At 72.5% G+C, this 18,537-nt stretch carries 18 protein-coding genes, 1 tRNA gene and 1 pseudogene; 4 read left to right on the plus strand and 16 right to left on the minus strand.

Translation table 11 applies throughout. The features are described 5' to 3' along the window. Window positions 1-28 precede the first annotated feature (28 nt). Genes mnhG through ACZ56L_RS06585 form a run of 6 tightly spaced genes read right to left on the minus strand, consistent with a single transcriptional unit; the run spans window position 29 to window position 6,641 of the window. The gene (gene mnhG, locus ACZ56L_RS06560; protein WP_471062224.1) at window positions 29-388 is read right to left on the minus strand and encodes a monovalent cation/H(+) antiporter subunit G; all 360 of its coding nucleotides are present in this window, start codon (window positions 386-388) and stop codon (window positions 29-31) included. Then, window positions 385-681 (minus strand): MrpF/PhaF family protein, encoded by a 297-nt coding sequence (locus ACZ56L_RS06565; protein WP_471062226.1) that lies wholly within the window; start codon window positions 679-681, stop codon window positions 385-387. Before ACZ56L_RS06565 ends, mnhG begins: the two co-directional genes overlap by 4 nt. After that, window positions 678-1,412 carry a Na+/H+ antiporter subunit E gene (locus tag ACZ56L_RS06570; RefSeq protein ID WP_471062228.1) on the minus strand — a complete coding sequence of 245 codons (735 nt, stop codon included), beginning with the start codon at window positions 1,410-1,412 and terminating at the stop codon, window positions 678-680. Before ACZ56L_RS06570 ends, ACZ56L_RS06565 begins: the two co-directional genes overlap by 4 nt. Next, window positions 1,409-3,001 carry a Na+/H+ antiporter subunit D gene (locus ACZ56L_RS06575; RefSeq protein ID WP_471062230.1) on the minus strand — a complete coding sequence of 531 codons (1,593 nt, stop codon included), beginning with the start codon at window positions 2,999-3,001 and terminating at the stop codon, window positions 1,409-1,411. Before ACZ56L_RS06575 ends, ACZ56L_RS06570 begins: the two co-directional genes overlap by 4 nt. Next, window positions 2,998-3,660: a Na(+)/H(+) antiporter subunit C gene (locus ACZ56L_RS06580; RefSeq protein WP_471062232.1), complete on the minus strand. Its 663-nt coding sequence runs from the start codon at window positions 3,658-3,660 to the stop codon at window positions 2,998-3,000. The genes ACZ56L_RS06575 and ACZ56L_RS06580 overlap by 4 nt, the downstream gene beginning before the upstream one ends. After that, a complete protein-coding gene (locus tag ACZ56L_RS06585; RefSeq protein ID WP_471062234.1) occupies window positions 3,657-6,641 on the minus strand; it encodes a Na+/H+ antiporter subunit A in 2,985 nt (994 codons plus the stop codon). The genes ACZ56L_RS06580 and ACZ56L_RS06585 overlap by 4 nt, the downstream gene beginning before the upstream one ends. Before the next feature lie 336 nt (window positions 6,642-6,977). Between ACZ56L_RS06585 and ACZ56L_RS06590 the strand changes: the two genes are divergently transcribed. Further along, window positions 6,978-8,567 (plus strand): alpha/beta hydrolase, encoded by a 1,590-nt coding sequence (locus ACZ56L_RS06590; RefSeq protein ID WP_471062236.1) that lies wholly within the window; start codon window positions 6,978-6,980, stop codon window positions 8,565-8,567. 98 nt (window positions 8,568-8,665) lie between these two features. On the opposite strand, the gene ACZ56L_RS06595 is transcribed toward ACZ56L_RS06590, so the two are convergent. The 9 genes and pseudogenes from ACZ56L_RS06595 to ACZ56L_RS06635 all read right to left on the minus strand — a co-directional run bounded on the left by ACZ56L_RS06595 (window position 8,666) and on the right by ACZ56L_RS06635 (window position 15,904). Further along, entirely contained in the window at window positions 8,666-9,187 is a 522-nt protein-coding gene (locus tag ACZ56L_RS06595) for a hypothetical protein (protein WP_471062238.1), read from the minus strand. Between the two features lie 133 nt (window positions 9,188-9,320). Continuing rightward, a complete protein-coding gene (locus ACZ56L_RS06600) occupies window positions 9,321-10,154 on the minus strand; it encodes a sulfurtransferase (protein WP_471062240.1) in 834 nt (277 codons plus the stop codon). Further along, complete coding sequence (locus ACZ56L_RS06605; RefSeq protein WP_345221164.1) at window positions 10,151-10,615, minus strand: cytidine deaminase family protein; 465 nt, start codon at window positions 10,613-10,615, stop codon at window positions 10,151-10,153. Before ACZ56L_RS06605 ends, ACZ56L_RS06600 begins: the two co-directional genes overlap by 4 nt. Window positions 10,616-11,223: 608 nt before the next feature. Beyond that, window positions 11,224-12,759 (minus strand): ATP-dependent DNA ligase, encoded by a 1,536-nt coding sequence (locus ACZ56L_RS06610; protein ID WP_471062242.1) that lies wholly within the window; start codon window positions 12,757-12,759, stop codon window positions 11,224-11,226. A gap of 164 nt (window positions 12,760-12,923) precedes the next feature. Then, a pseudogene (locus ACZ56L_RS06615) lies at window positions 12,924-13,308 on the minus strand (hypothetical protein). A 728-nt stretch (window positions 13,309-14,036) separates the two neighbouring features. Then, window positions 14,037-14,438 (minus strand): DNA-binding protein, encoded by a 402-nt coding sequence (locus ACZ56L_RS06620; protein ID WP_471062244.1) that lies wholly within the window; start codon window positions 14,436-14,438, stop codon window positions 14,037-14,039. Beyond that, complete coding sequence (locus tag ACZ56L_RS06625) at window positions 14,435-14,683, minus strand: type II toxin-antitoxin system CcdA family antitoxin (protein ID WP_471062246.1); 249 nt, start codon at window positions 14,681-14,683, stop codon at window positions 14,435-14,437. The genes ACZ56L_RS06620 and ACZ56L_RS06625 overlap by 4 nt, the downstream gene beginning before the upstream one ends. 31 nt (window positions 14,684-14,714) lie before the next feature. Then, on the minus strand, window positions 14,715-15,695 hold the full coding sequence (locus tag ACZ56L_RS06630; protein WP_471062248.1) for an HNH endonuclease: 981 nt from the start codon (window positions 15,693-15,695) through the stop codon (window positions 14,715-14,717). A 135-nt stretch (window positions 15,696-15,830) separates the two neighbouring features. Next, window positions 15,831-15,904, minus strand: a tRNA-Gly gene (locus ACZ56L_RS06635). A gap of 124 nt (window positions 15,905-16,028) precedes the next feature. Here ACZ56L_RS06635 and ACZ56L_RS06640 point away from each other — a divergent pair. The 3 genes from ACZ56L_RS06640 (at window position 16,029) to ACZ56L_RS06650 (ending at window position 17,398) form a co-directional block, all read left to right on the plus strand. Further along, window positions 16,029-16,232, plus strand: coding sequence for a hypothetical protein (locus ACZ56L_RS06640; RefSeq protein WP_229897511.1), 204 nt, complete (start codon window positions 16,029-16,031; stop codon window positions 16,230-16,232). A gap of 84 nt (window positions 16,233-16,316) precedes the next feature. Then, window positions 16,317-16,892, plus strand: coding sequence for a dCTP deaminase (gene dcd, locus ACZ56L_RS06645; RefSeq protein ID WP_345221221.1), 576 nt, complete (start codon window positions 16,317-16,319; stop codon window positions 16,890-16,892). Between the two features lie 8 nt (window positions 16,893-16,900). After that, window positions 16,901-17,398, plus strand: a complete 498-nt coding sequence (locus tag ACZ56L_RS06650) for a phosphoribosyltransferase (RefSeq protein ID WP_345221223.1) — start codon at window positions 16,901-16,903, stop codon at window positions 17,396-17,398. A 108-nt stretch (window positions 17,399-17,506) separates the two neighbouring features. Here ACZ56L_RS06650 and ACZ56L_RS06655 read toward each other — a convergent pair whose 3' ends face one another. Beyond that, window positions 17,507-18,472 carry a Yip1 family protein gene (locus ACZ56L_RS06655; RefSeq protein ID WP_345221225.1) on the minus strand — a complete coding sequence of 322 codons (966 nt, stop codon included), beginning with the start codon at window positions 18,470-18,472 and terminating at the stop codon, window positions 17,507-17,509. Window positions 18,473-18,537: the final 65 nt, after the last annotated feature.

Consider the following 18,537-nt stretch of genomic DNA (forward strand, 5'->3'; position numbering starts at 1 on the left):
CCCGGGGGCGCGGGGATCCGCGTCAGCGTCAGCGGTGGCGGTGGCGGTCGGCCAGTTCGTCGTAGAGCAGGGGGGTGTCGTCGGCCAGTCCCGTCCGGTACGCGGCCCGGGCGACGAGGTGGGCCGCGACCGCGCTCGTCAGCAGTTGGAAGAAGGCGACCAGGACCAGCGTCCCCAGGTCGAAGGTGGAGCGCAGCCGCAGCGCGACCCCGGCCAGGAGCATCAGCATGCCGAAGGTCTGCGGGTTCGTCGCCGCGTAGCTCCGGGTGAACACGTCCGGCAGCCGCAGCAGCCCGATGACGCCGGACAGGCAGTTCACCGCCCCGATGAGGATCAGGACCGAGCTGATCAGGTCCGCGGCGCCGGACCAGGGGCTCGGGTCGTTCACGAGGCGCGCTCCTTCGCCGTGGGGCGGTCCCGCCGGGCGATGAACCGGGCGATCGAGACCGAGCTGGTGAAGCCGAGGAAGGCCAGCACCAGCATGATCGACAGGTAGTAGCGGGTCTCCGTCAGGGCCGCCTCGACGCCGACCCCGGCGACGATCAGGGCCGCCGCGACGTCGACGGAGACCGCCCGGTCCAGCATCGAGGGCCCGCGGGCGATCCGGATCAGCACCAGGGCCCCGGCGAGGGCGAGCACGGCGAGGGCGGCGTTGAGGAGGACGTCGGCGGCCAGCTTCACGGGCGGGGGGCCTTTCCGGCGGGGGGAGAAGGGGGCTCGGACGAGGGAGGCGGCGCGGCTTCGGCCGGCGGGGATCCGGTCGGTGGGGTTTTGGGCGACGGGGATTCGGGCGACGGGGGTGGCGGGGGATCGGCCGGCGGGGATTCAGGCGACGGGGGTGGCGGGGGATCGGTCGGCGGAGGGTCCCGCCGCACCCGTGCCAGCTCCTCCCGGGTGCCGAACGCCCGTACCACCAGCCGCTCCAGCCGCCATACGTCACGCCGGGTGCGGGCCACGGTCCGCGGGTCGTCCGCACCCGAGACGTGCAGGTACAGGGTGGCGGCGGCCGCGTCGACCTCGATGAGCGCGCCGCCGGGCACGCTGGAGACCGCGACGGCGGTCGCCGCGAGCATCAGGTCCGTACGGCAGCGCAGCGGCACCCCCACCACGGCCGCCGGACCGACCCGCCCGGACCAGGCGAGCAGTGCGACGGCGTGGCTGGCGGCGACGATGTCGCGCAGCAGGGACCTGGCGAGCAGCAGGATGCCCAACGGGCGCAGCCGCAGGCCGAGTTCGACGGGCGGCAGCGGGAAGAGCAGGCACAGGACGGTGGCGACCGCGAGCCCGCTGATGAGGTTGCCCCAGGTCGCGCCGGACCAGAGCAGCATCCAGATCACGGTCAGCCAGGCGATCAGCGGCAGGTCGAGGCGGCCGCGCCGGGCGCGGGGGGTGGTGGTGCCGGGTGCGCTCACGGTCCGAGCACCGCCTCGATGTAGGGGGTGCGGGCGAGGAGTTCGGCGGCGGAGCGGTCCGCCACGCCGATCAGGGGGGAGGCCAGGAAGGTGTACGCCAGGCCGAGCGCGACGGCGGCCGCGGTCACGGCGGTGGGCAGGCGGAGCACGGCCCGGCCGGACGCCGCCTCCGTGCGGGGCGCGGTCGCGGTGCGGACGACGGTCGCGCCGCCGCCCAGGGGCGGGGGGTCCGCCGGGTGGGTGAGGGCCGGGGCGGGCGCGGCGTCCGGGGCGGGGGCGGTGCGCCAGAAGGCGAGGTTCCACACCTTGGTGACGACGTACAGCGTGAGCAGGCTCGTCGCCATGGCGACGCCCGCCCCGGCGTACGCCCAGGCCCCGCCGTCCGCCACCCCGGCCCGGACCAGCCCCAGCTTGCCGAGGAACCCGGACAGCGGCGGAATCCCGGCGAGGCTCATCGCGGGCACGAACCACAGCGCGGCCAGCAGCGGCGCGGCCCGGACGATCCCGCCGAGCCGGGTCAGCTCCGTCGTCCCGTACCGCTCTTCGAGCAGCCCGCAGGCCAGGAAGAGGGTCGCTTGCACGGTGATGTGGTGCGCGGTGTAGACGATCGCGCCGCCGATCCCGGCCGCGCTGCCGAGCGCCAGCCCGTACAGCATGAAGCCGATGTGGCTGACGAGGGTGAACGACAGCAGCCGCTTGAGGTCGGTCTGCGCGACCGCGCCCAGGATGCCGACCAGCATGGAGGCGCAGGCCACGGTCATCAGGACGGGGGCGAGCCGGTTGCCGGGGAAGAGCAGGGTCTCGGTGCGGAGCATGCAGTACACGCCGACCTTGGTGAGCAGGCCGGCGAAGACGGCGGTGACCTGCGCGGGGGCGGTCGGGTAGGAGTCCGGCAGCCAGGCCCCGACCGGGAAGGCGGCGGCCTTCACGCCGAAGACGGTGAGCAGCAGGGCCTGCGCGAGGGTGCGGATGCCGGCCGGGAGTTCGCCCAGTGCCAGGGAGAGCTGGGCGAAGTTCACGGTGCCGGTGGCGGCGTAGGTGAGGGCGATGCCGACTAGGAAGACGAGCGAGGACGCGAGGGAGACGATCACGTACGTCGAACCGGCGCGCAGCCGGGCCTCGTTGCCCGCGACGGTGATCAGCACGAAGCTCGCCATCAGCATGATCTCGAAGCCGACGTAGAGGTTGACCAGGTCACCGGCGAGGAAGGTCAGGGAGACGCCCGCGATGAGGAGGTGGTAGGCGGGGTGGAAGAAGGAGAACGGCCGGGGCCCGCGCGCCCGCCCCTCCTGCCCCAGCGCGTACAGCAGGACGAGCAGGGTGACCGCTCCGGACACGGTCAGCATGAGCGCGGACAGCCGGTCGGCGACGAGCGTCACGCCGAGCGGGGGCGCGAAGTCGCCGAGATGGACGGCGAGGGGTCCGGTCCGGTCGGCCTGGACGAGGAGGACGAGGTCGACGGCGAGAACGGCGCCCAGCACGGCGACGGACACGACACGCTGCGCGGCGACGAACCGGGGCCCGACGGCCACCGACCACCCGCAGACGGCGAGGGGCAGCACGACGGGCAACGGCACGAGCGCGTTCAACGGGACTCCTGGGGACGGGTCGGGGGCTCGGGGTTCGTGGGGGGCGGTGGGGCCGGCGGGGCGGCCGGGTCCCCCGGGTCCCCCCGTTCCTCCGGGTCCCCCCGTTCCCCCGGGTCCGTGCCGAGGACGTCGTCCCAGCGGTTGTCCGCGTAACCGCCCGCGCGGGCCTGGTACGCGCGGTCGTTGCGCAGCCGGCGGCGCTGCTCGCGCCAGAGTTCGCGCCACGCCCCGCGCGCGCTGTGCCGGTCCGTCTTCCCGGCGTGGGCTCTCGCCAGCAACTGACGCCGCTCCATCGCGAGTTGCGCGCGCAGGGCGACCCGGCGGTCGGACACGTCGTCGGGGACGAAGTCCGTACCGGTGAGCTGTGTGCTGCGGTACGCCATCGCCAGTACGAACGCGGTGGCGCCCAGCGTGATCACCACCGCCGTCAGCGCGATGGCCTGCGGGAACGGATCGCTCACCGTGGCGTGGTCCACCCCCGGGTACAGCAGCGGCGGTTTCCCGGCCGGTCCGCTCCCGGCGAGGACGAAGAGGTTGACCCCGTTGCCGGCGACGATGACGCCCATCAGGACCCGGGTGAGGCTGCGGGTCAGGACGAGGACGCTGCCGACGAAGGTCAGCACGACGGCGCAGGCGAGCAGGGTGGCGCTGACGGTCACGGGGTCTCCTCCGGAAGGGTGCGGGCACGAGGTCCGGCGGGGCCCGTGCCGGCGGGACGGACCCGGCGACCGGCCCCCGCCGCCGGCTCGCCCTCCTCCGCCGAATCGGCTCCCTCCGTCGGCTCCGCCCCCTCCGCCCCCTGGTCCGCCCACGCGCCGATCGCCCGGACCGTCTCCAGGACGACGCCCGTCACCAGCAGGTACACCCCGACGTCGAAGACGACGGACGTACCGGCGTGCCACTCCCCGATCAGCGGCAGATGCCCGTGCCAGGACCAGGAGTGCAGCACGGTCCCGCCGAAGAACAGCCCCGCGAGCGCGACCGTGGTGGACAGCGCGAGCCCGAGGCCGACGAAGAACCCGGCGTGGAAGCCGGTGGCCGCCGCCAACTCGTGCCGCCCGCCCGCCAGGTAACGGATCGTCAGGGCGATTCCCGCGACCAGCCCACCGACGAAACCGCCGCCCGGCAGGTTCTCCGCGCAGAAGAGCAGGTACGCGGAGAGGATCAGGACCGGGTGGAAGACCAGCCGGGCGACCACCTCGAAGACCACCGACCGGTGCCGGGGGTCGGTCGCGCCGCCCGCCGCGAGCCAGGAGCCCTCCGGCGCGGCCGCGTCGTACGGAGAGGGCGGGGGTTCGGCCCGTGCCTGCGCGGCGGTCCGCGTGCCGGGCCGCCACGTCCCCGGCACGTCCGGATCCTCCAGCCCGCTCTCCGAGAACAGCAGGCCGGTCACCCCGGCGACGGCCGCCGCCAGCACGGCCGACTCGCCCAGCGTGTCCCAGGCCCGGAAGTCCACCAGGATCGTCGCGACGACGTCCTTGAGCCCGTGCTCGGCGGTCGCCCCGACCATGGCCGTCCCGATCGAGGCGCCCGTGCGCGCGCCCGCCGCCAGCCACACCGCGACCGCCGCCGCCAGACTGCCGGCCAGGGCGAGCACCAGCCCCGTCGCGCGCCGGCGCCGTGGCTGGGCGTCGCCGAAGAACAGGGGCAGCCGCCGCAGTACGAGGACGAGCACCACCGTGGAGACCGTCTCCACCCCGAACTGGGTGAGCGCCAGGTCGGGCGCGCCGTGGACGACGTACAGCAGAGCCGTGCCGTACCCGGTGAGCCCGGCCAGCACGGCGGCCTGCATGCGGCGCTGCACGGAGAGGCACAGCAGGGCGCAGCCGCAGGTCAGGGCCGCGACGACGGCCTGCCACGGGGTGTCCCAGAGGCGGGGCGCGGGCGGGTCGTGCTGCCAGGGCCGGTCGGCGGCGAACACGGCGAGCAGCCCGCAGGTCATGACGGCGAGGACGGTGGCGACGTACGCGGGCAGCGACCCCTTCTGGACGTACCCGGTGAGCTGGAGCGAGGCCCGCTCCACGCCCAGTACGGACCCGTCGAAGGCCCGCTCGGCGGACGGCCAGGCGATCCGCGAACCGAGCCGGGCCACCGGGGCGCGCAGGACGAAGAGCCCCGCCCCGAGGACCCAGGCGAGCGCGGAGAGCCCGAGCGCGGGGCCGAAGCCGTGCCAGAGGTCGAGGTGGTACGGGTGTTCCGGCACCGGGTACTGGGCGGCGTACCGCTCGAACAGCCCGGCGGTCCACCCGATGCCGGGCCCCAGCAGGAGACTGCCGAGGGCGAGGAGCGCGGGCGGCGCGAGGAAGGCGGGCCCGACGCGGTGCACGGGCGTGTCGGCCCGCCCCGGCTTGCGGGCGAAGGCCCCCCACAGGAACCGCAGGGTGTACGCGGTGGTGAGCACCGAGCCGAGCACGGCCGACACGAGCAGCCGGCGTTCCCCGGCCGTCCCGTCGAGCAGCGCCTCGAAGGCGGCCTCCTTGGCGGCGAACCCGAGCAGCGGGGGCAGCGCGGTCATCGACATCCCGGCGACGACGGCCACGCCGGCCACCCACGGGAGGGCCCGCCCCACCCCCGACAGCTTCCGCAGGTCGCGGGTCCCGGCGGCGTGGTCGACGATCCCCGTCAGCAGAAACAGGGGCGCCTTGAAGAGGGCGTGCCCGAGGATCATCGCGCCGGCGGCGAGCGCGGCGCGGTACGTCCCGGCTCCCGCCAGCAGCATCAGGAACCCGAGCTGGGAGACCGTCCCGTACGCCAGGATCAGCTTGAGGTCGTTCTGCCGCAGCGCGTGCCAGCCGCCGAGCAGCAGGGTCGCGGCGCCGAGGGTGAGGATCAGCGGCCGCCACGGCGCGACGTGGGCGAGGGCGGGCGCGAGCCGGGCCACGAGGTACACCCCGGCCTTCACCATGGCGGCGGCGTGCAGATAGGCGCTCACGGGCGTCGGCGCGGCCATCGCGCCGGGCAGCCACAGGCTCAGCGGCCAGATCGCCGACTTGGCGACGGCCCCGCACAGGACGAGCACGACGGCGACGGAGAGGGCCGTGCTCTGCGCGGGCGGCTGCTCGACGATCCGCGAGATCCGGTACGTTCCGGCCGCGTCCCCGATCATCAGGAACCCGACGAACATGGCGAGCCCGCCGGCCGAGGTGACGGTGAGCGCCTGGAGCGCGGACCTGCGTGCGCCGCGCTTCTCGCAGTCGTACCCGATGAGCAGGAACGACAGGACGGTCGTCAGCTCCCAGAACAGGTACAGCACCACGAGGTCGTCCGCGAGGACCAGTCCCAGCATCGCCCCGGCGAAACCGAGCAACTGCCCGGCGAACGGGCCGAGTCGACGCTCGCCCGCGTCGAAGTAGCTCACGCAGTACAGCAGCACGAGCGCGCCGACACCGGCCGCCAGGACCACCATGAGCAGCGACAGGGCGTCCAGCCGGAAGGCGACCTCGACCCCGTACCCCCCGATCCACGTCCACGCCTCGTCGACCGGTCTCCCGTCCACGACCTCGCCCCACCGGGTCAGCGCCCACCCGAGGGCGACGGCCGGAGGAAGGGCGAGCGCGACGAAGGCACGCGGTCCCCGGCGGCGGACGAGGGGGGCGGCGCAGAGGGCGAGGAGGAAATGGGCCAGGACCAAAAAGGTCATAAGCGTACGAATACCTTGGCGACTTCGTGCGCCGGTGCTCAACACGCCGCCCCGGCGGGGGCCAGCCGCTCGAACGGCCCTTGGGGGGCGGGGCCTCGGGCGGCGGGGGAGCGTGGGTGCGGGGTGCGGGGTGCGGGGTGCGGGGTGCGTGGGTGCGGGGTGCGGGGTGGGGGGTGCGGAGGTGTGGGGTGCGGGCCGACGCCTGCGCTCCGGTGGTTGTGCTCCGGTGGCCGTGCCCCGGCTCGGGGCATGGGTCGGCTCGGGACGTGGGCCGGGGCCGGGGTCGGGGTCGGGAAGCCGGGGGCTACCCCCACCCCCGGCTCACCGGGCTGCCCGATGGGCCCCCGCCTCAAGCCCAAATACCTTGCTGATGTGCCTACTTACCGCTCGAAGAGCCTCCTCCTCGCCCTCTCCACCGCCGCCGCGATCAGCCCGCTCACCGTCCCCGGCGCCCAGGCCGCCCCGGTCCGGCAGGCCGCCTCGGCTCCGCAGGCCGCCCCAACCCCGCAGGACGCCCTCGCCTGGACCCCCTGCCCCCGCCCCGACCTGGGCGGGCCCGCCACCCAGGAGTGCGCCACCCTCACCGTGCCGGTCGACCACGCCGACCCCGCCGGGCCGCAGCTCTCCCTCGCCGTGTCCCGCGTACGCAGCGAGGACCCGGCCAAGCGGCGCGGGGCGCTCCTGGTGCTGGCCGGCGGCCCCGGCGGGTCCGGTGTGCAGCGGCTCACCCAGCGGGGCACGAAGCTCCGGGACCGGCTCGGCGACGCCTACGACCTCGTCGCCCTCGACCCCCGGGGCACCGGCGGCAGCACCCGCGCCACCTGCCGCCTCCCCTCCGCCGACCGCCACCTGACGACCCTCCGCTCCTGGCCCGCCCCGGGCGGGAACATCGACGCCAACATCGAGCGCTCCCGCCGCACCGCCGCCCTCTGCGCCGAGAACGGCGGCCCGGTCCTGCGCAGCCTCTCCACCGCCAACCAGGTCCGCGACATGGACCTCTTCCGCCGCGCCCTCGGCGAGCGCAAGCTGTCCGCGTGGGGGACGTCGTACGGGGCGTACGCGGCTGCCGTGTACGCGCAGAAGTACCCGCAGTACACCGACCGCTGGGTGCTGGACAGCGTCGCCGACCCCGATCCGGCGCACCTCGCGCGGACCTGGATGCGCAACACGGGGCAGGCCGTCGAGGACGCCTTCCCCGCGTTCGCGGCGTGGGCGGCCGACCCGGCCCGCGAGACGGACGGGCTCGCGCCACGACTGGCCCAACACCCCGCTCTCGTACGTCCGTTGGTGCTCGCGCTGGCGGCGCGCCTGGACCGTGCGCCGAAGGAGTCGACGACCCCCGGAACCCCCCTCACCGGCAACCGCCTCCGCCAGGCCCTCCAGAACACCCTCTACGGCCAGGCCAACCACCCCGCCCTGGCCAGACTGATCGCCGCCGCGTCGAGTACGGACCCGGAGGTCAGGCCGGTGCTCACCCCCGACGTCGCGGGGCCGGTCCCGGACGCCGACGCGGCGACCACCATCGGCGTGATCTGCAACGACGTGCGGTGGCCCGAGGGGCGGGGGACGGTCGCCGCCCACCGCCGAGCCGTCCTGGCCGACCGCGCCCGGTACCCGCTGACGGCGGGCTTCCCGGCCAACATCACCCCGTGCTCCTTCTGGAAGTGGGCCCCGGCTGATGAACCGGCCCGGATCACGTCCTCGGGCCCCTCCAACATCCTCGTCGTCCAGAACCGCCGGGACCCCTCCACCCCGTACTTCGGCGCCCTGAAAATGCGCGAGGCGCTGGGCGACCGGGCCCGCCTGGTCAGCGTGAACACCACGGGCCACGGCTCCTACCTGGGCACGGGCAACGCCTGCGGCGACGCCCGCGTCACGGCCTTCCTGACCGGGGGCGTGCGTCCGGGGTCGGACGTGAGCTGCTGAGGGCGACGCGACCGAGGGCGGGGGACCCCGGTGGCAACCGCCCCGGCGACACATCCCGTCCTACGCCAGCACCCCGCCCAACCAACCCACTTCGTCCCCTACTCCAACCCCGACACCCGGAACACCGCCCGCGCCGTCTCCCCGTCCACCCGCTCCCCGAGCCGACGCGTCTCCGCCGTCCCGCACCGCAGCGTCGCCGCCCGCGACACCCGCACCCCTTCGTCCACCAGACGCCACAGCTCCGGATTGGCCGCCAGCACCCTGGTATCCAGCTCCACCCGCCCGCCGTGCGCGTCCCGCAGCACCACCCGCCCGGAGACCCCCTCCGCCCACCGCACGGCGACCAGCCGGTCCGTCCGTACGACACGCTCACCCAGCAGCCCGCGCACGGACACCCACCCGTTCCCCGCCGCCACCCGCACCGGCACCAGGATCACCAGCAGCACCAGCGCCAGCCCCGCCCACACCGCCGTCCGCACCCAGCTCGACGCCCCCGCGCCCGCGTCGACCGCCAGCAGCATCACCAGAAACGCCACCGCACACCGCACCGCGTGCCGTACCGCGTCGGCCCATTCCGCGTCGAACGCCGTCTCGCGGGGCGGCCCTCCCTCGGGTCCCATGGGGGGAGGTTAAGCAGCAAAAGCACCTCTTACGGCGGGAGTTGACGGCACGCTGACGCATTTCGCCAACTCCTGCCCGTTCCTTGATGTGTGCTTGATGCCCGCTTGGCACGCGCGGGTCACGCCCGTGCCACTACGCCTCCCCGGTCACGACCGGCGTCCCGGCCCCCTCCAGCCCCCATTCGCTCCACGACCCGTCGTACACCGCCACCCGCTCCCCGTACCCGGCGGCCTCCGCCCCGAGCGCCAGCACGCACGCGGTGACCCCCGACCCACAGCTCACCACCAACTGCTGCGCACCAACGGCGAGTTCGTCGAACCTCGCCCGCAAGCGCGCCCCGGGAAGCATCCGCCCCTCCCCGTCCTGGAGCTCCCCGAACGGCAGATTCACCGCCCCCGGCATGTGCCCGCCGCGCAGCCCCGCCCGCGGCTCCGGTTCCGTACCCGCGAAACGCCCGCGCGAGCGTGCGTCGAGGACGCGGACGCCGGGGGAGCCCAGCGCCCTGCGCACGTCGTCCCGCCCGAGGAAGGCTCCGGGGGAGACGCGTGCCGTGAAGTCGCCGGCCCGGGCAGGGGGCTCGGCGGGAGTGCCGCTGACGGCCCCGCCCGCCGCGCGCCACGCGGGGAGCCCGCCGTCCAGCACCGCCACCTGCTCGAACCCGGCCGCGCGCAGCATCCACCAGGCGCGGGCGCTGGAGTAGATCCCGACGGTGTCGTACACCACGACCTGATCGGCGCTCCGTACCCCCAACCCCCTTACCCGCTCGGTGAATTGCGCATCACTCGGCATGGTGTGCGGGATGTCGCTCGCCGCGTCGGACATCTCCCCGTCGATGTCGAAGACGAGCGCGCCGGGGATCCACGGCCCCTTCCGCCGGTTCGCCCCCACGGAGGCGTCCAGCACCACGACCCCCTCGTGTCCGAGGCGCGCTGCCAGCCAGTCGGCCCCCACCAGTGCGGCGGTCACGTCGCCTCCCCCTCGGCGTGCGGCGAGGACATGCCCTCGTCGGGCGTCCACCGCGCTCCGTACGGCATCAGGTCCTCCACGACCACGCTCCGCACCCCCTCGGGTGTGGGCAGCAGGACGCGGATGCCGGGGTGGTGGTCGAGCAGCACCTGCCGGTCCCGTCCGCACGGCCCGACAGGACCGCGCCCGCGATCCCCGACCGCGACGATCGTCGTCAACTCCCGGGCCCCGGAAGCGCGGGCGTGCCCGAGGGCGACGAGTTCGGCGCAGGGGCCGCCGGTGAAGTGGTAGAGGTTGATTCCGCCGTACACGCTCCCGTCGGCGCTGCGGACGGCGGCGCCCATGGTGTGCCTGCCGTCCTGGTCGCCGTCGCCGTGGGCATCGACGATGCGCCGCGCGTGGGCGATGAGCTCGACCTCGTCGTGGGTGAGCTCCCGTGCCGATCCGACTCCGTCATCCATGCCGGGCATGCTACGTATCCTTCTCCCCCGCCACCCTCACCCCCTCCGAAACGCGACCTCCGCCCCCTCGGACGCCGGGGCCGCCCTTCCCTCCCCCTCGCTTCTTGCGCGCCGCAGCTCCCCCCGCCCCATCCCCGTCGGCGACGCGACCTCCGTCTCCTCGGACGCCGGGGCTGCCCTTCCCTTCGCTTCTTGTGCGCCGCAGCTCCCCCCGCCCCATCCCCGTCGGCGACGCGACCTCCGTCTCCTCGGACGCCGGGGCTGCCCTTCCCTTCGCTTCTTGTGCGCCGCAGCTCCCCCCACCCCATCCCCGTCGGCGACGCGACCTCCGTCCCCTCGGGCGCCGGGGCCACCCTCCCCTCCCCCTCGCTTCTTGTGCACCGCAGCTCCCCCCACCCCATCCCCGTCGGTGACGCAACCCCCGCCCCCTCGGGCACCGGGGCCACCCTCCCCTCTCCCCTCACTTCTCGCGCGCCGCAGCCCCACCCCGCTCCTGCCGACGACGCAACCCCCGTCCCCTCGGACGCCCGGGCCGCCCTTCCCTCCCCCTTACCTCTTGCGCGCCGCATCCCCCACCCCATCTCCGTCGGCGACGCAACCTCCACCCCCTAACCCCCCAACACCCCCTTCACCACCTCCACCCCGTCAACCTCCCCCACCCCCTTGTCCTCCCGATACCGCACCACCCGCGCGAACCTCAACGTCACCCCCGCCGGATACCGCGTCGACCTCTGCACCCCGTCGAACGCGATCTCCACCACCAGCTCCGGTCGCACCCGCACCCCCCACCCCTCCTCCGCCACGGCCAGCTCCTTCAGCCGCGCCGTCTGCCACGCCAGCACCTCGTCCGTCAGCCCCTTGAACGTCTTCCCGAGCATCACGAACGACCCGTCCTCCCCCCGCGCCCCCAGGTGCAGGTTCGACAGCCACCCGGTCCGCCGCCCGCTGCCCCACTCGGCCCCCAGCACCACCAGGTCCAGCGTGTGCACGGGCTTCACCTTCACCCACGAGGCCCCCCGCCGCCCCGCCCGGTACCCCGCGTCGAGCCCTTTCACGACGACCCCCTCGTGCCCCCGCGCCAGCACCTCCCGCTGGAACTCCTCCGCCGCCGCCAATTCGCCCGGCCGGACCGGGGCTACCCTCCGTACCCTCAACTCCTCGTCCGGCACGACCCGTTCCAGTACGGCACGACGCTCGGCGTCCGGTACTCCGAGGAGTTCACGCCCCTCCCCGTACAGCACGTCGAAGAAGAGCGGCGTGAGCGGCACCCCCACCGGCAGCCCGTCCGCCCCGACCGCGCTCCCCACCCGCCCCGACGTCTCCTGGAACGGCCGCGGCCGCCCGTCCTCCCCGACCGCGAGCAGTTCCCCGTCCAGCACCAGGTCCCCGCCGGGCAGCTCCCGTACGAGCTCCACCACCTCCGGCACCCGCCCGGTCATCTCCACGAGCGTCCGGCTGAACACCCGCACCTCGCCACCACCCCGGTGCACCTGGATCCGCACCCCGTCGAGCTTCTCCTCAACGGCGCAGACCCCCACCCGCTCCACCGCCTCCGCCAGCGTCTTCGCGCTCTGCGCCAGCATCGGCAGCACCGCCCGCCCCACCTCCAGCCGGAACGCCTCCAACGCCCCGGCCCCGCCCGCCGCGAGCGCCCGCGCCACCTCCGCGAGCGAACCGCCGAGCATGAGCGCCTGCCGTACGCCCTCCACCGGAGCCTCGTACGCCTTCGCCAACGCCTCCGCCGCGACCGCGTCCAGCGCGCCCTGCCGCAGCTCCCCGCGAATCAGCGGCACCAGGAACTCCCGCTCCTCCTCCGTCGCCGCCCCCAGCAGTGCGTCGACCAGCCGCTTGCGCTCCGCCCGCGCTCCCTGCCCGGCGACGGCCGCGATCCGGCCCAACGCCGCGTCCACGTCCGTCACCTCCAAGGACGCCTCCGCGGCCGGCCCCGCGGCGTCCTTGAGCACCCCCCACCCCACCCCGATGCGCCGCTGCGGCAGCCTCCCCGACAAGTACGTCACCACCAACGCCGCCTCGTCCGCCCCCGCCGCCCCCCGGAACACCTCCGCCAGCAACGCCACCTTCCGGGTACGCCCGGAAGCCGCCCCGACACTCCGGGAAGCCCTCGCCACCTCGACGAACCTCACACGCCCTCCCGCCACCACACCACCGACGGACCACGACCGGCCCTCCCCCGATCGTCCACCGCACCCACGACCCGCGCACGCCGAGGGCCACCCGCACACGACAGACCTCTCCTGCCCCTCAGGACCGCACCCACCCCTCCCCGCCACACAGCGGGCACATCCGCTCACCCGACCGGCTCCGGCGCGACCTCACCGATCAGCCCCGACCAGGACCCAGCTCTCGTCACAGACGGAACGGACAGCCTCGACGCCCTGCCCCTCGGGCCCTTCGAGCTGCCAGTCCAGGCAACGCTTGCCGGAAAAGACGGGCCAGGTGTCGCCGCAACCCAAGCTGATGCAGACGCCCGACTCCGCCACCGCCTCGACGATGAGGACCTCCGGGACCTGCCGCGAGATGTCGATGCCCACCTCGGCCATGGCCGCCACGACGGCGACAGCGGTACGGAAATGGGCGCACGTCAGACTGTTCTCGCCCTGAGCCGAAGTGGTCGGCCCGGCCGCCGAGAAACCCCTCGCGCCGACCGGCTGGGCAATCCCCGACAGCGCCACCCGCCCCTCCGACGGCGACTGAGCCACCCGCTACCTCCAACCTCTCGCCGACGCCCTCAGCAACCGAGCCCACACCAGCAGGCCAGAATCCCAGGCCACGGACCCTGGCCGCCTGCAACATCCACCTGGCGCGGAACAACAACAAAGCCCCGGGCCGGTGGCTTGGGGCTTTCATGTGTGATTCGTGGAGCGGGTGACAAGAATCGAACTCGCGCTCTGAGCCTGGGAATCACCCCGCACTTCAGCCCATGAATGGCCTCTGACCTGGGGCGGTGGCCACCTGGGGGTGTTCGCGTACAGCTCCGGTGAAGCCCCTGGTGACCGCTGCTTACCGCCCCTACTGGCACGTTGTGGCACGGCCCTGTGTACATGCCCCGCGCGGGTGCGACTTCTCAAGACGCTCGCGCCGACACTAGCGCTTCTTCCGTATCCCGCGCTTCTTCGCCTGCGCCTCCTTCTCCTTGCGCTGGGCCACGCCGTATGCCGACCATGCACCCTGGTGCACGGGGCAACGGGAAGTGCCCGTCACGACTTTCCGCTGACAACGACCGCCGGCCTTGGTGCGCGCACCGCACTTCGCCATGCCGCCCCCCTCAAACGAGTCCCCTGCCACTGCTGCGGTGGTTGCGGAGAGCGTCCCGCCCCTCGGCCCGGCTGTGAAGCCACGAACCGGCCGAATTCGGCCCCGAGGTGTTGGCGGAGGTACCCCAGTCGAGGTTTCTGATGGTTCAGAGGGAGACGATGCGGACGCGACCGCCGCACAACTTCATCATGTCGTCGGCATCGGAGGTGAGAAGCGCGACCGGCCCCGGCTGCCGCAGGGCCACCTCCGCCACGGTGGCGTCGACGGCGTACTTGTGGCCGTGCAGCCCGCTGTCCTTCAGGAGTTCGGCTGCGGCCTTGGCCGCCTGCTCGGTGACCGGTTCCACCTGGACCCGCGAAAGCGACCAGCTGAGGCGTGGCATGTTCGTGCGCGCGTGACTGACTTCCACGATCGTGTTCGCCCCTACGACCAGGTCGGCGCCCATGTCGTGGAACACCCGCAGCATCGCGAGAACCTTCCGTTCCTGCGCGATCCAGGCCGATAGTCCTTCGGAGTCCAGGACGACGGTTTCGACGCGCTCCGTCATGCGACACTCGATCGCTCGTCGGTGCCGGCGCCGCCAAAGATCTTCGAGTGAGCCTCGGCAAGTTCCTCCTCGGTGAAGCTGCCGTGCTCTTCTTCATGGCGTCGCAAGTCATCACCGAGCAGCTGGTGCCGGATCTGGCGGGCCACTGCTTCCGCCACGTACCCGGAGATGTTGTCCGTGAGCTTGCGGAGCTCGGCCACCTGGTCGCTGGGCAGGGTGACAGTGATCCGCGTCGTCGAAGACATACAGCGAGCATACTGGAGTATGCGCGCAAGCTCACCACGTGGCCGTGACGGTCGAATGGTGCTCGTCGACGACGTCAAGGTCCAGGACGCAGTCCGTCGGGATGTGCAGAGGCGCGCCCTCCAGCTCGCTGTACTTGAGGTGGCCACGCAGACTCGGGGCGGTGTGCAGCCTCAGGTCGCGGCTGATGGCCAGCAGTCCGCTGTCGAAGAGGCGGTGGATGTCGGCACGCAGCAACAGCCCTTCCTCGACGCGGTGGCGCTCGGTCTTGGCGAAGGGTCGGATGTGGGCAGCCTCCAGCACCTCGGCCGGCGCCGGCCCTGTTGCGGCGCAGATCATGCCGTAGCGAGCAACCAGCGCTCTGCGGAAGGCGTCCTGTCCGCGCCGAGCCGCTATCGTCGTCCGCCGCCTCCCGCCGGGGAGCTCCAGGGGATGTCGGCGGCCTGCCCGTGGGGCATGCCCTTTGCCCGGAAGGCGGATCCCGCGGGCGGCGACGGCGGCGAGCGTACGTTCGCGGTCCAGGGCCTTGATCGACTGCTGGTCGGACTTGCTGAGGCTGAGTTCTGCCAGTTGAGCCTTGTTCAGGCAACCCTCAAGCGGCTGCCAAGTTCCGCCGTAGTGGGCCCGGTAGGTGCTCACCGGTATCACCTCCACCGTCGGATCAGGGAAGACGCTTCCGCAGGGACTGCACCGAAAACGGGGCGCTTCCGTGACGCGTTCCTTGAAGCCCGTGCTCCTGCAACTCGGGCACCTTCGGCGGAGTTTCTCCTGGTCGGGTGTCACATCCAGCTTCTCGACGTACGCCACGCCAAGGGCTTCGAAGCTGTTCCTCACCACCACCAGGTCGCCGACTGCAACTCGCAGATGATTTCCGACGGTCGAGTCGTAGCTGTAGGACTCCTCCGCCACATCCTCATAGCCGGCGTTCCCCTGGAACTGGCGCTCCTCGCCGGCGACCAGGAACGACCATGCTCTGCCGCTTGCGATGGTGATCGCTGCGTCGACATCACTCATGGCGAGAGCATATGGGTGGCCACCGACAGCGGACCCCCGCGAGCGCACGCCCCGGAACTGGCGCGAGGTGCGAGGGGAAGCCTGCACAACAACAAAGCCCCGGGCCGCTGGCCTGGGGCTTTCGTGTGTGATTCGTGGAGCGGGTGACGAGAATCGAACTCGCGCTCTGAGCTTGGGAAGCTCATGTTCTACCATTAAACTACACCCGCGAAAACGGCCGTTGAGCTGCTGCCGCATCGTCGGACACTGTACCCCATGTCGGGCTCCCGGTGTCCAGAGGTGGGGGGACGAGGTGCGGAGTGCCGCTTGGTGGGGGGTCCTGTATATCCCCTAATGTGGCAGCTTCGTCCACGCGTGGTTTGGGGAAGGGACTTGATGGATCGCACCGTCGTCCGCTGTGCCGAGGGGCACGTGTTCAGCACCTCTTCGTTCCCGTTGCGGCAGCTCGGTGAGGGGCGGATCGGGCCCGGGAGGCTCGTGAGATGTCCTCGGTGTGCGCGGTTGCGGCACGCCGTGCCGGTGGCCGGGGAGAAGTAGGGCAGTAGCTGCGGGTTGTAGTCGTGCGAGCGCGTGGGGTTGTCCGATTGGGGCGGGCCCGCGCGCTCTGCGTATCCTCGGTGGGTGCTTCTCTCAGACAAGGACATCCGGGCCGAGATCGATGCCGGACGCGTACGTATTGATCCGTTCGACGCATCCATGGTGCAGCCGTCGAGTGTCGACGTCCGGCTGGACCGTTACTTCCGGGTGTTCGAGAACCATCGGTATCCGCACATCGATCCCGCTGTCGAGCAGGCGGATCTGACGCGGCTGGTGGAACCTGAGGGGGACGAGGCGTTCATCCTGCATCCGGGTGAGTTCGTGCTCGCTTCGACCTACGAGACGATCACCCTGCCGGACGATCTCGCTTCGAGGCTGGAGGGCAAGAGCTCGCTGGGGCGGCTGGGGCTGGTGACGCATTCGACCGCAGGGTTTATCGACCCTGGTTTTTCCGGGCATGTGACGTTGGAGTTGTCGAATCTGGCGACGCTGCCCATCAAGTTGTGGCCGGGAATGAAAATCGGTCAACTGTGTTTGTTCCAGTTGAGCTCCTCGGCTGAGTTTCCCTATGGGTCCGAGCGGTACGGGTCCCGTTATCAGGGGCAGCGCGGGCCCACGGCCTCGCGGTCCTTCCTCAATTTCCATCGGACGCAGGTGTGATAGCCGGTATGAGTGACGTACGAGAGAATCTGACCTACGAGGGCTTCGGGCACGCGGTGCGCGAGCTGGCGCAGACGATCGCCGATGACGGGTACGAGCCCGACATCGTGCTGAGCATCGCGCGCGGTGGGGTGTTCGTGGCGGGTGGGCTCGCGTACGCGCTCGACGTCAAGAACATTCACCTGGTGAACGTGGAGTTCTACACCGGGGTCGGCACGACCCTGGAAATGCCGGTCATGCTGGCGCCCGTGCCGAATGTCATCGACTTCAGCAACAAGAAGGTGCTGATCGCTGATGACGTGGCGGACACCGGAAAGACGCTGAAGCTGGTCCACGACTTCTGCCTGGAGCACGTGGCGGAGGTGCGCAGTGCGGTCATCTACGAGAAGTCGCATTCGCTGGTGAAGTGCGAGTACGTGTGGAAGCGGACCGACGAGTGGATCAATTTCCCGTGGTCCGTGGAGAAGCCCGTCGTGCGGCGTGCCGGGCAGGTTCTCGACGCGTAAGCGGAGGCGCGTCAGCGGAGAGGCGTCAGCACAGGCGCGCGCAAGCGCGGTACGGCGGAGGGCCCGGGGCGATGACATCGCCCCGGGCCCTCCGTGTGCGGGTACGTGTCAGAGCGTGCCCAGCTTGATCAGGGACAGCAGCGCCACCAACTGGATCGCCGAGGCGCCCAGGGCCTTCGGCCAGGGGAGGTCGTGGGACTTGCTGACCATCGAGGTGAAGAGCGCGCCGGCGGCCAGCCAGGTGGCCCAGCCGATGATCTGCACCAGGCCGTTGTCGCCACCCAGGAACACGGCGAGCAGCAGGCGCGGGGCGTCCGTGATCGACATGATCAGCAGCGAGAGGCCGATCGTCGGCTGCCAGGAGCCGTCGCCGCCGAGCTGGCGGGCCACCGTGTGCGTCACCGCGCCCAGGATCAGGCCGCACAGCGTCATCGCCACCGCGGTGATCAGGACGTACGGCACGGCACTGGAGAAGGTCGCGTTGATCGTGTCCTCGCGGGCCTTGTCGAAGCCGAAGACCGCGAGCATCCCGTAGAGGAACGTCACGATCAGGGCCGGCGCCCAGACCTGGTGGTCGCGCATCTGCCAGAAGGTCGCGCCCGGGCGCAGCACGATGCCCGAGAGCAGCTCCTTCCAGTGCAGGCGCGGGCCGACCGGCGGGGGCGGGGCGTTGCCGGCCCGGTAGGTGTCGCCGCCGCCGTAGGGGTCCTCGTTGATGCTGAAGGCCTGGGTGTGGCCCGGGTTGTTCGCGGCGTACGGGTCGTGGGGGCCCGCCGGGTACGGGGCGGGGCCGCCGCCCGGCGCGTACGGGTCGTAGGGGGCGTTGCCGCGGGGGTCGTAACCGCCCTGCGGGTCGCCGAAGTACTCCGGCTCGTCGGGGCCGCCGCCTCCGTAGCCGCCGTTGCCCCGTGGGTCCCCGTGCCCGTAACCGGGGTTCTGCGGCCACTGCTGACCGCCGTACGGGGGGTGAGGCGGTGCCTGCTGCCCTCCGTACGGCTGCGCCTGCGGTTGTTGCCGCTGCGGTTGCTGCTGCGTGCGGTTGTCCCGGCCGCGTCCGATCCTGAATCCAGCCACGCCGACGAACGTACCCGCTCCGGATACGGCCGGGGACGGGCGGTGGCGAATACGGGGGCCTTTGC

The organism is Streptomyces sp. NPDC039736 (genome assembly GCF_055596485.1).

Coding starts and splice junctions, on each gene's coding strand:
- ACZ56L_RS06585 (WP_471062234.1), bottom strand. CDS start 6,641: ATGACCTTTTTGGTCCTGGCCCATTTCCTCCTCGCCCTCTGCGCCGCC.
- ACZ56L_RS06630 (WP_471062248.1), bottom strand. CDS start 15,695: ATGAGTGATGTCGACGCAGCGATCACCATCGCAAGCGGCAGAGCATGG.
- ACZ56L_RS06590 (WP_471062236.1), top strand. CDS start 6,978: ATGGGCCCCCGCCTCAAGCCCAAATACCTTGCTGATGTGCCTACTTAC.
- ACZ56L_RS06595 (WP_471062238.1), bottom strand. CDS start 9,187: ATGGGACCCGAGGGAGGGCCGCCCCGCGAGACGGCGTTCGACGCGGAA.
- ACZ56L_RS06605 (WP_345221164.1), bottom strand. CDS start 10,615: ATGGATGACGGAGTCGGATCGGCACGGGAGCTCACCCACGACGAGGTC.
- ACZ56L_RS06625 (WP_471062246.1), bottom strand. CDS start 14,683: ATGTCTTCGACGACGCGGATCACTGTCACCCTGCCCAGCGACCAGGTG.
- ACZ56L_RS06620 (WP_471062244.1), bottom strand. CDS start 14,438: ATGACGGAGCGCGTCGAAACCGTCGTCCTGGACTCCGAAGGACTATCG.
- ACZ56L_RS06650 (WP_345221223.1), top strand. CDS start 16,901: ATGAGTGACGTACGAGAGAATCTGACCTACGAGGGCTTCGGGCACGCG.
- ACZ56L_RS06640 (WP_229897511.1), top strand. CDS start 16,029: ATGTGGCAGCTTCGTCCACGCGTGGTTTGGGGAAGGGACTTGATGGAT.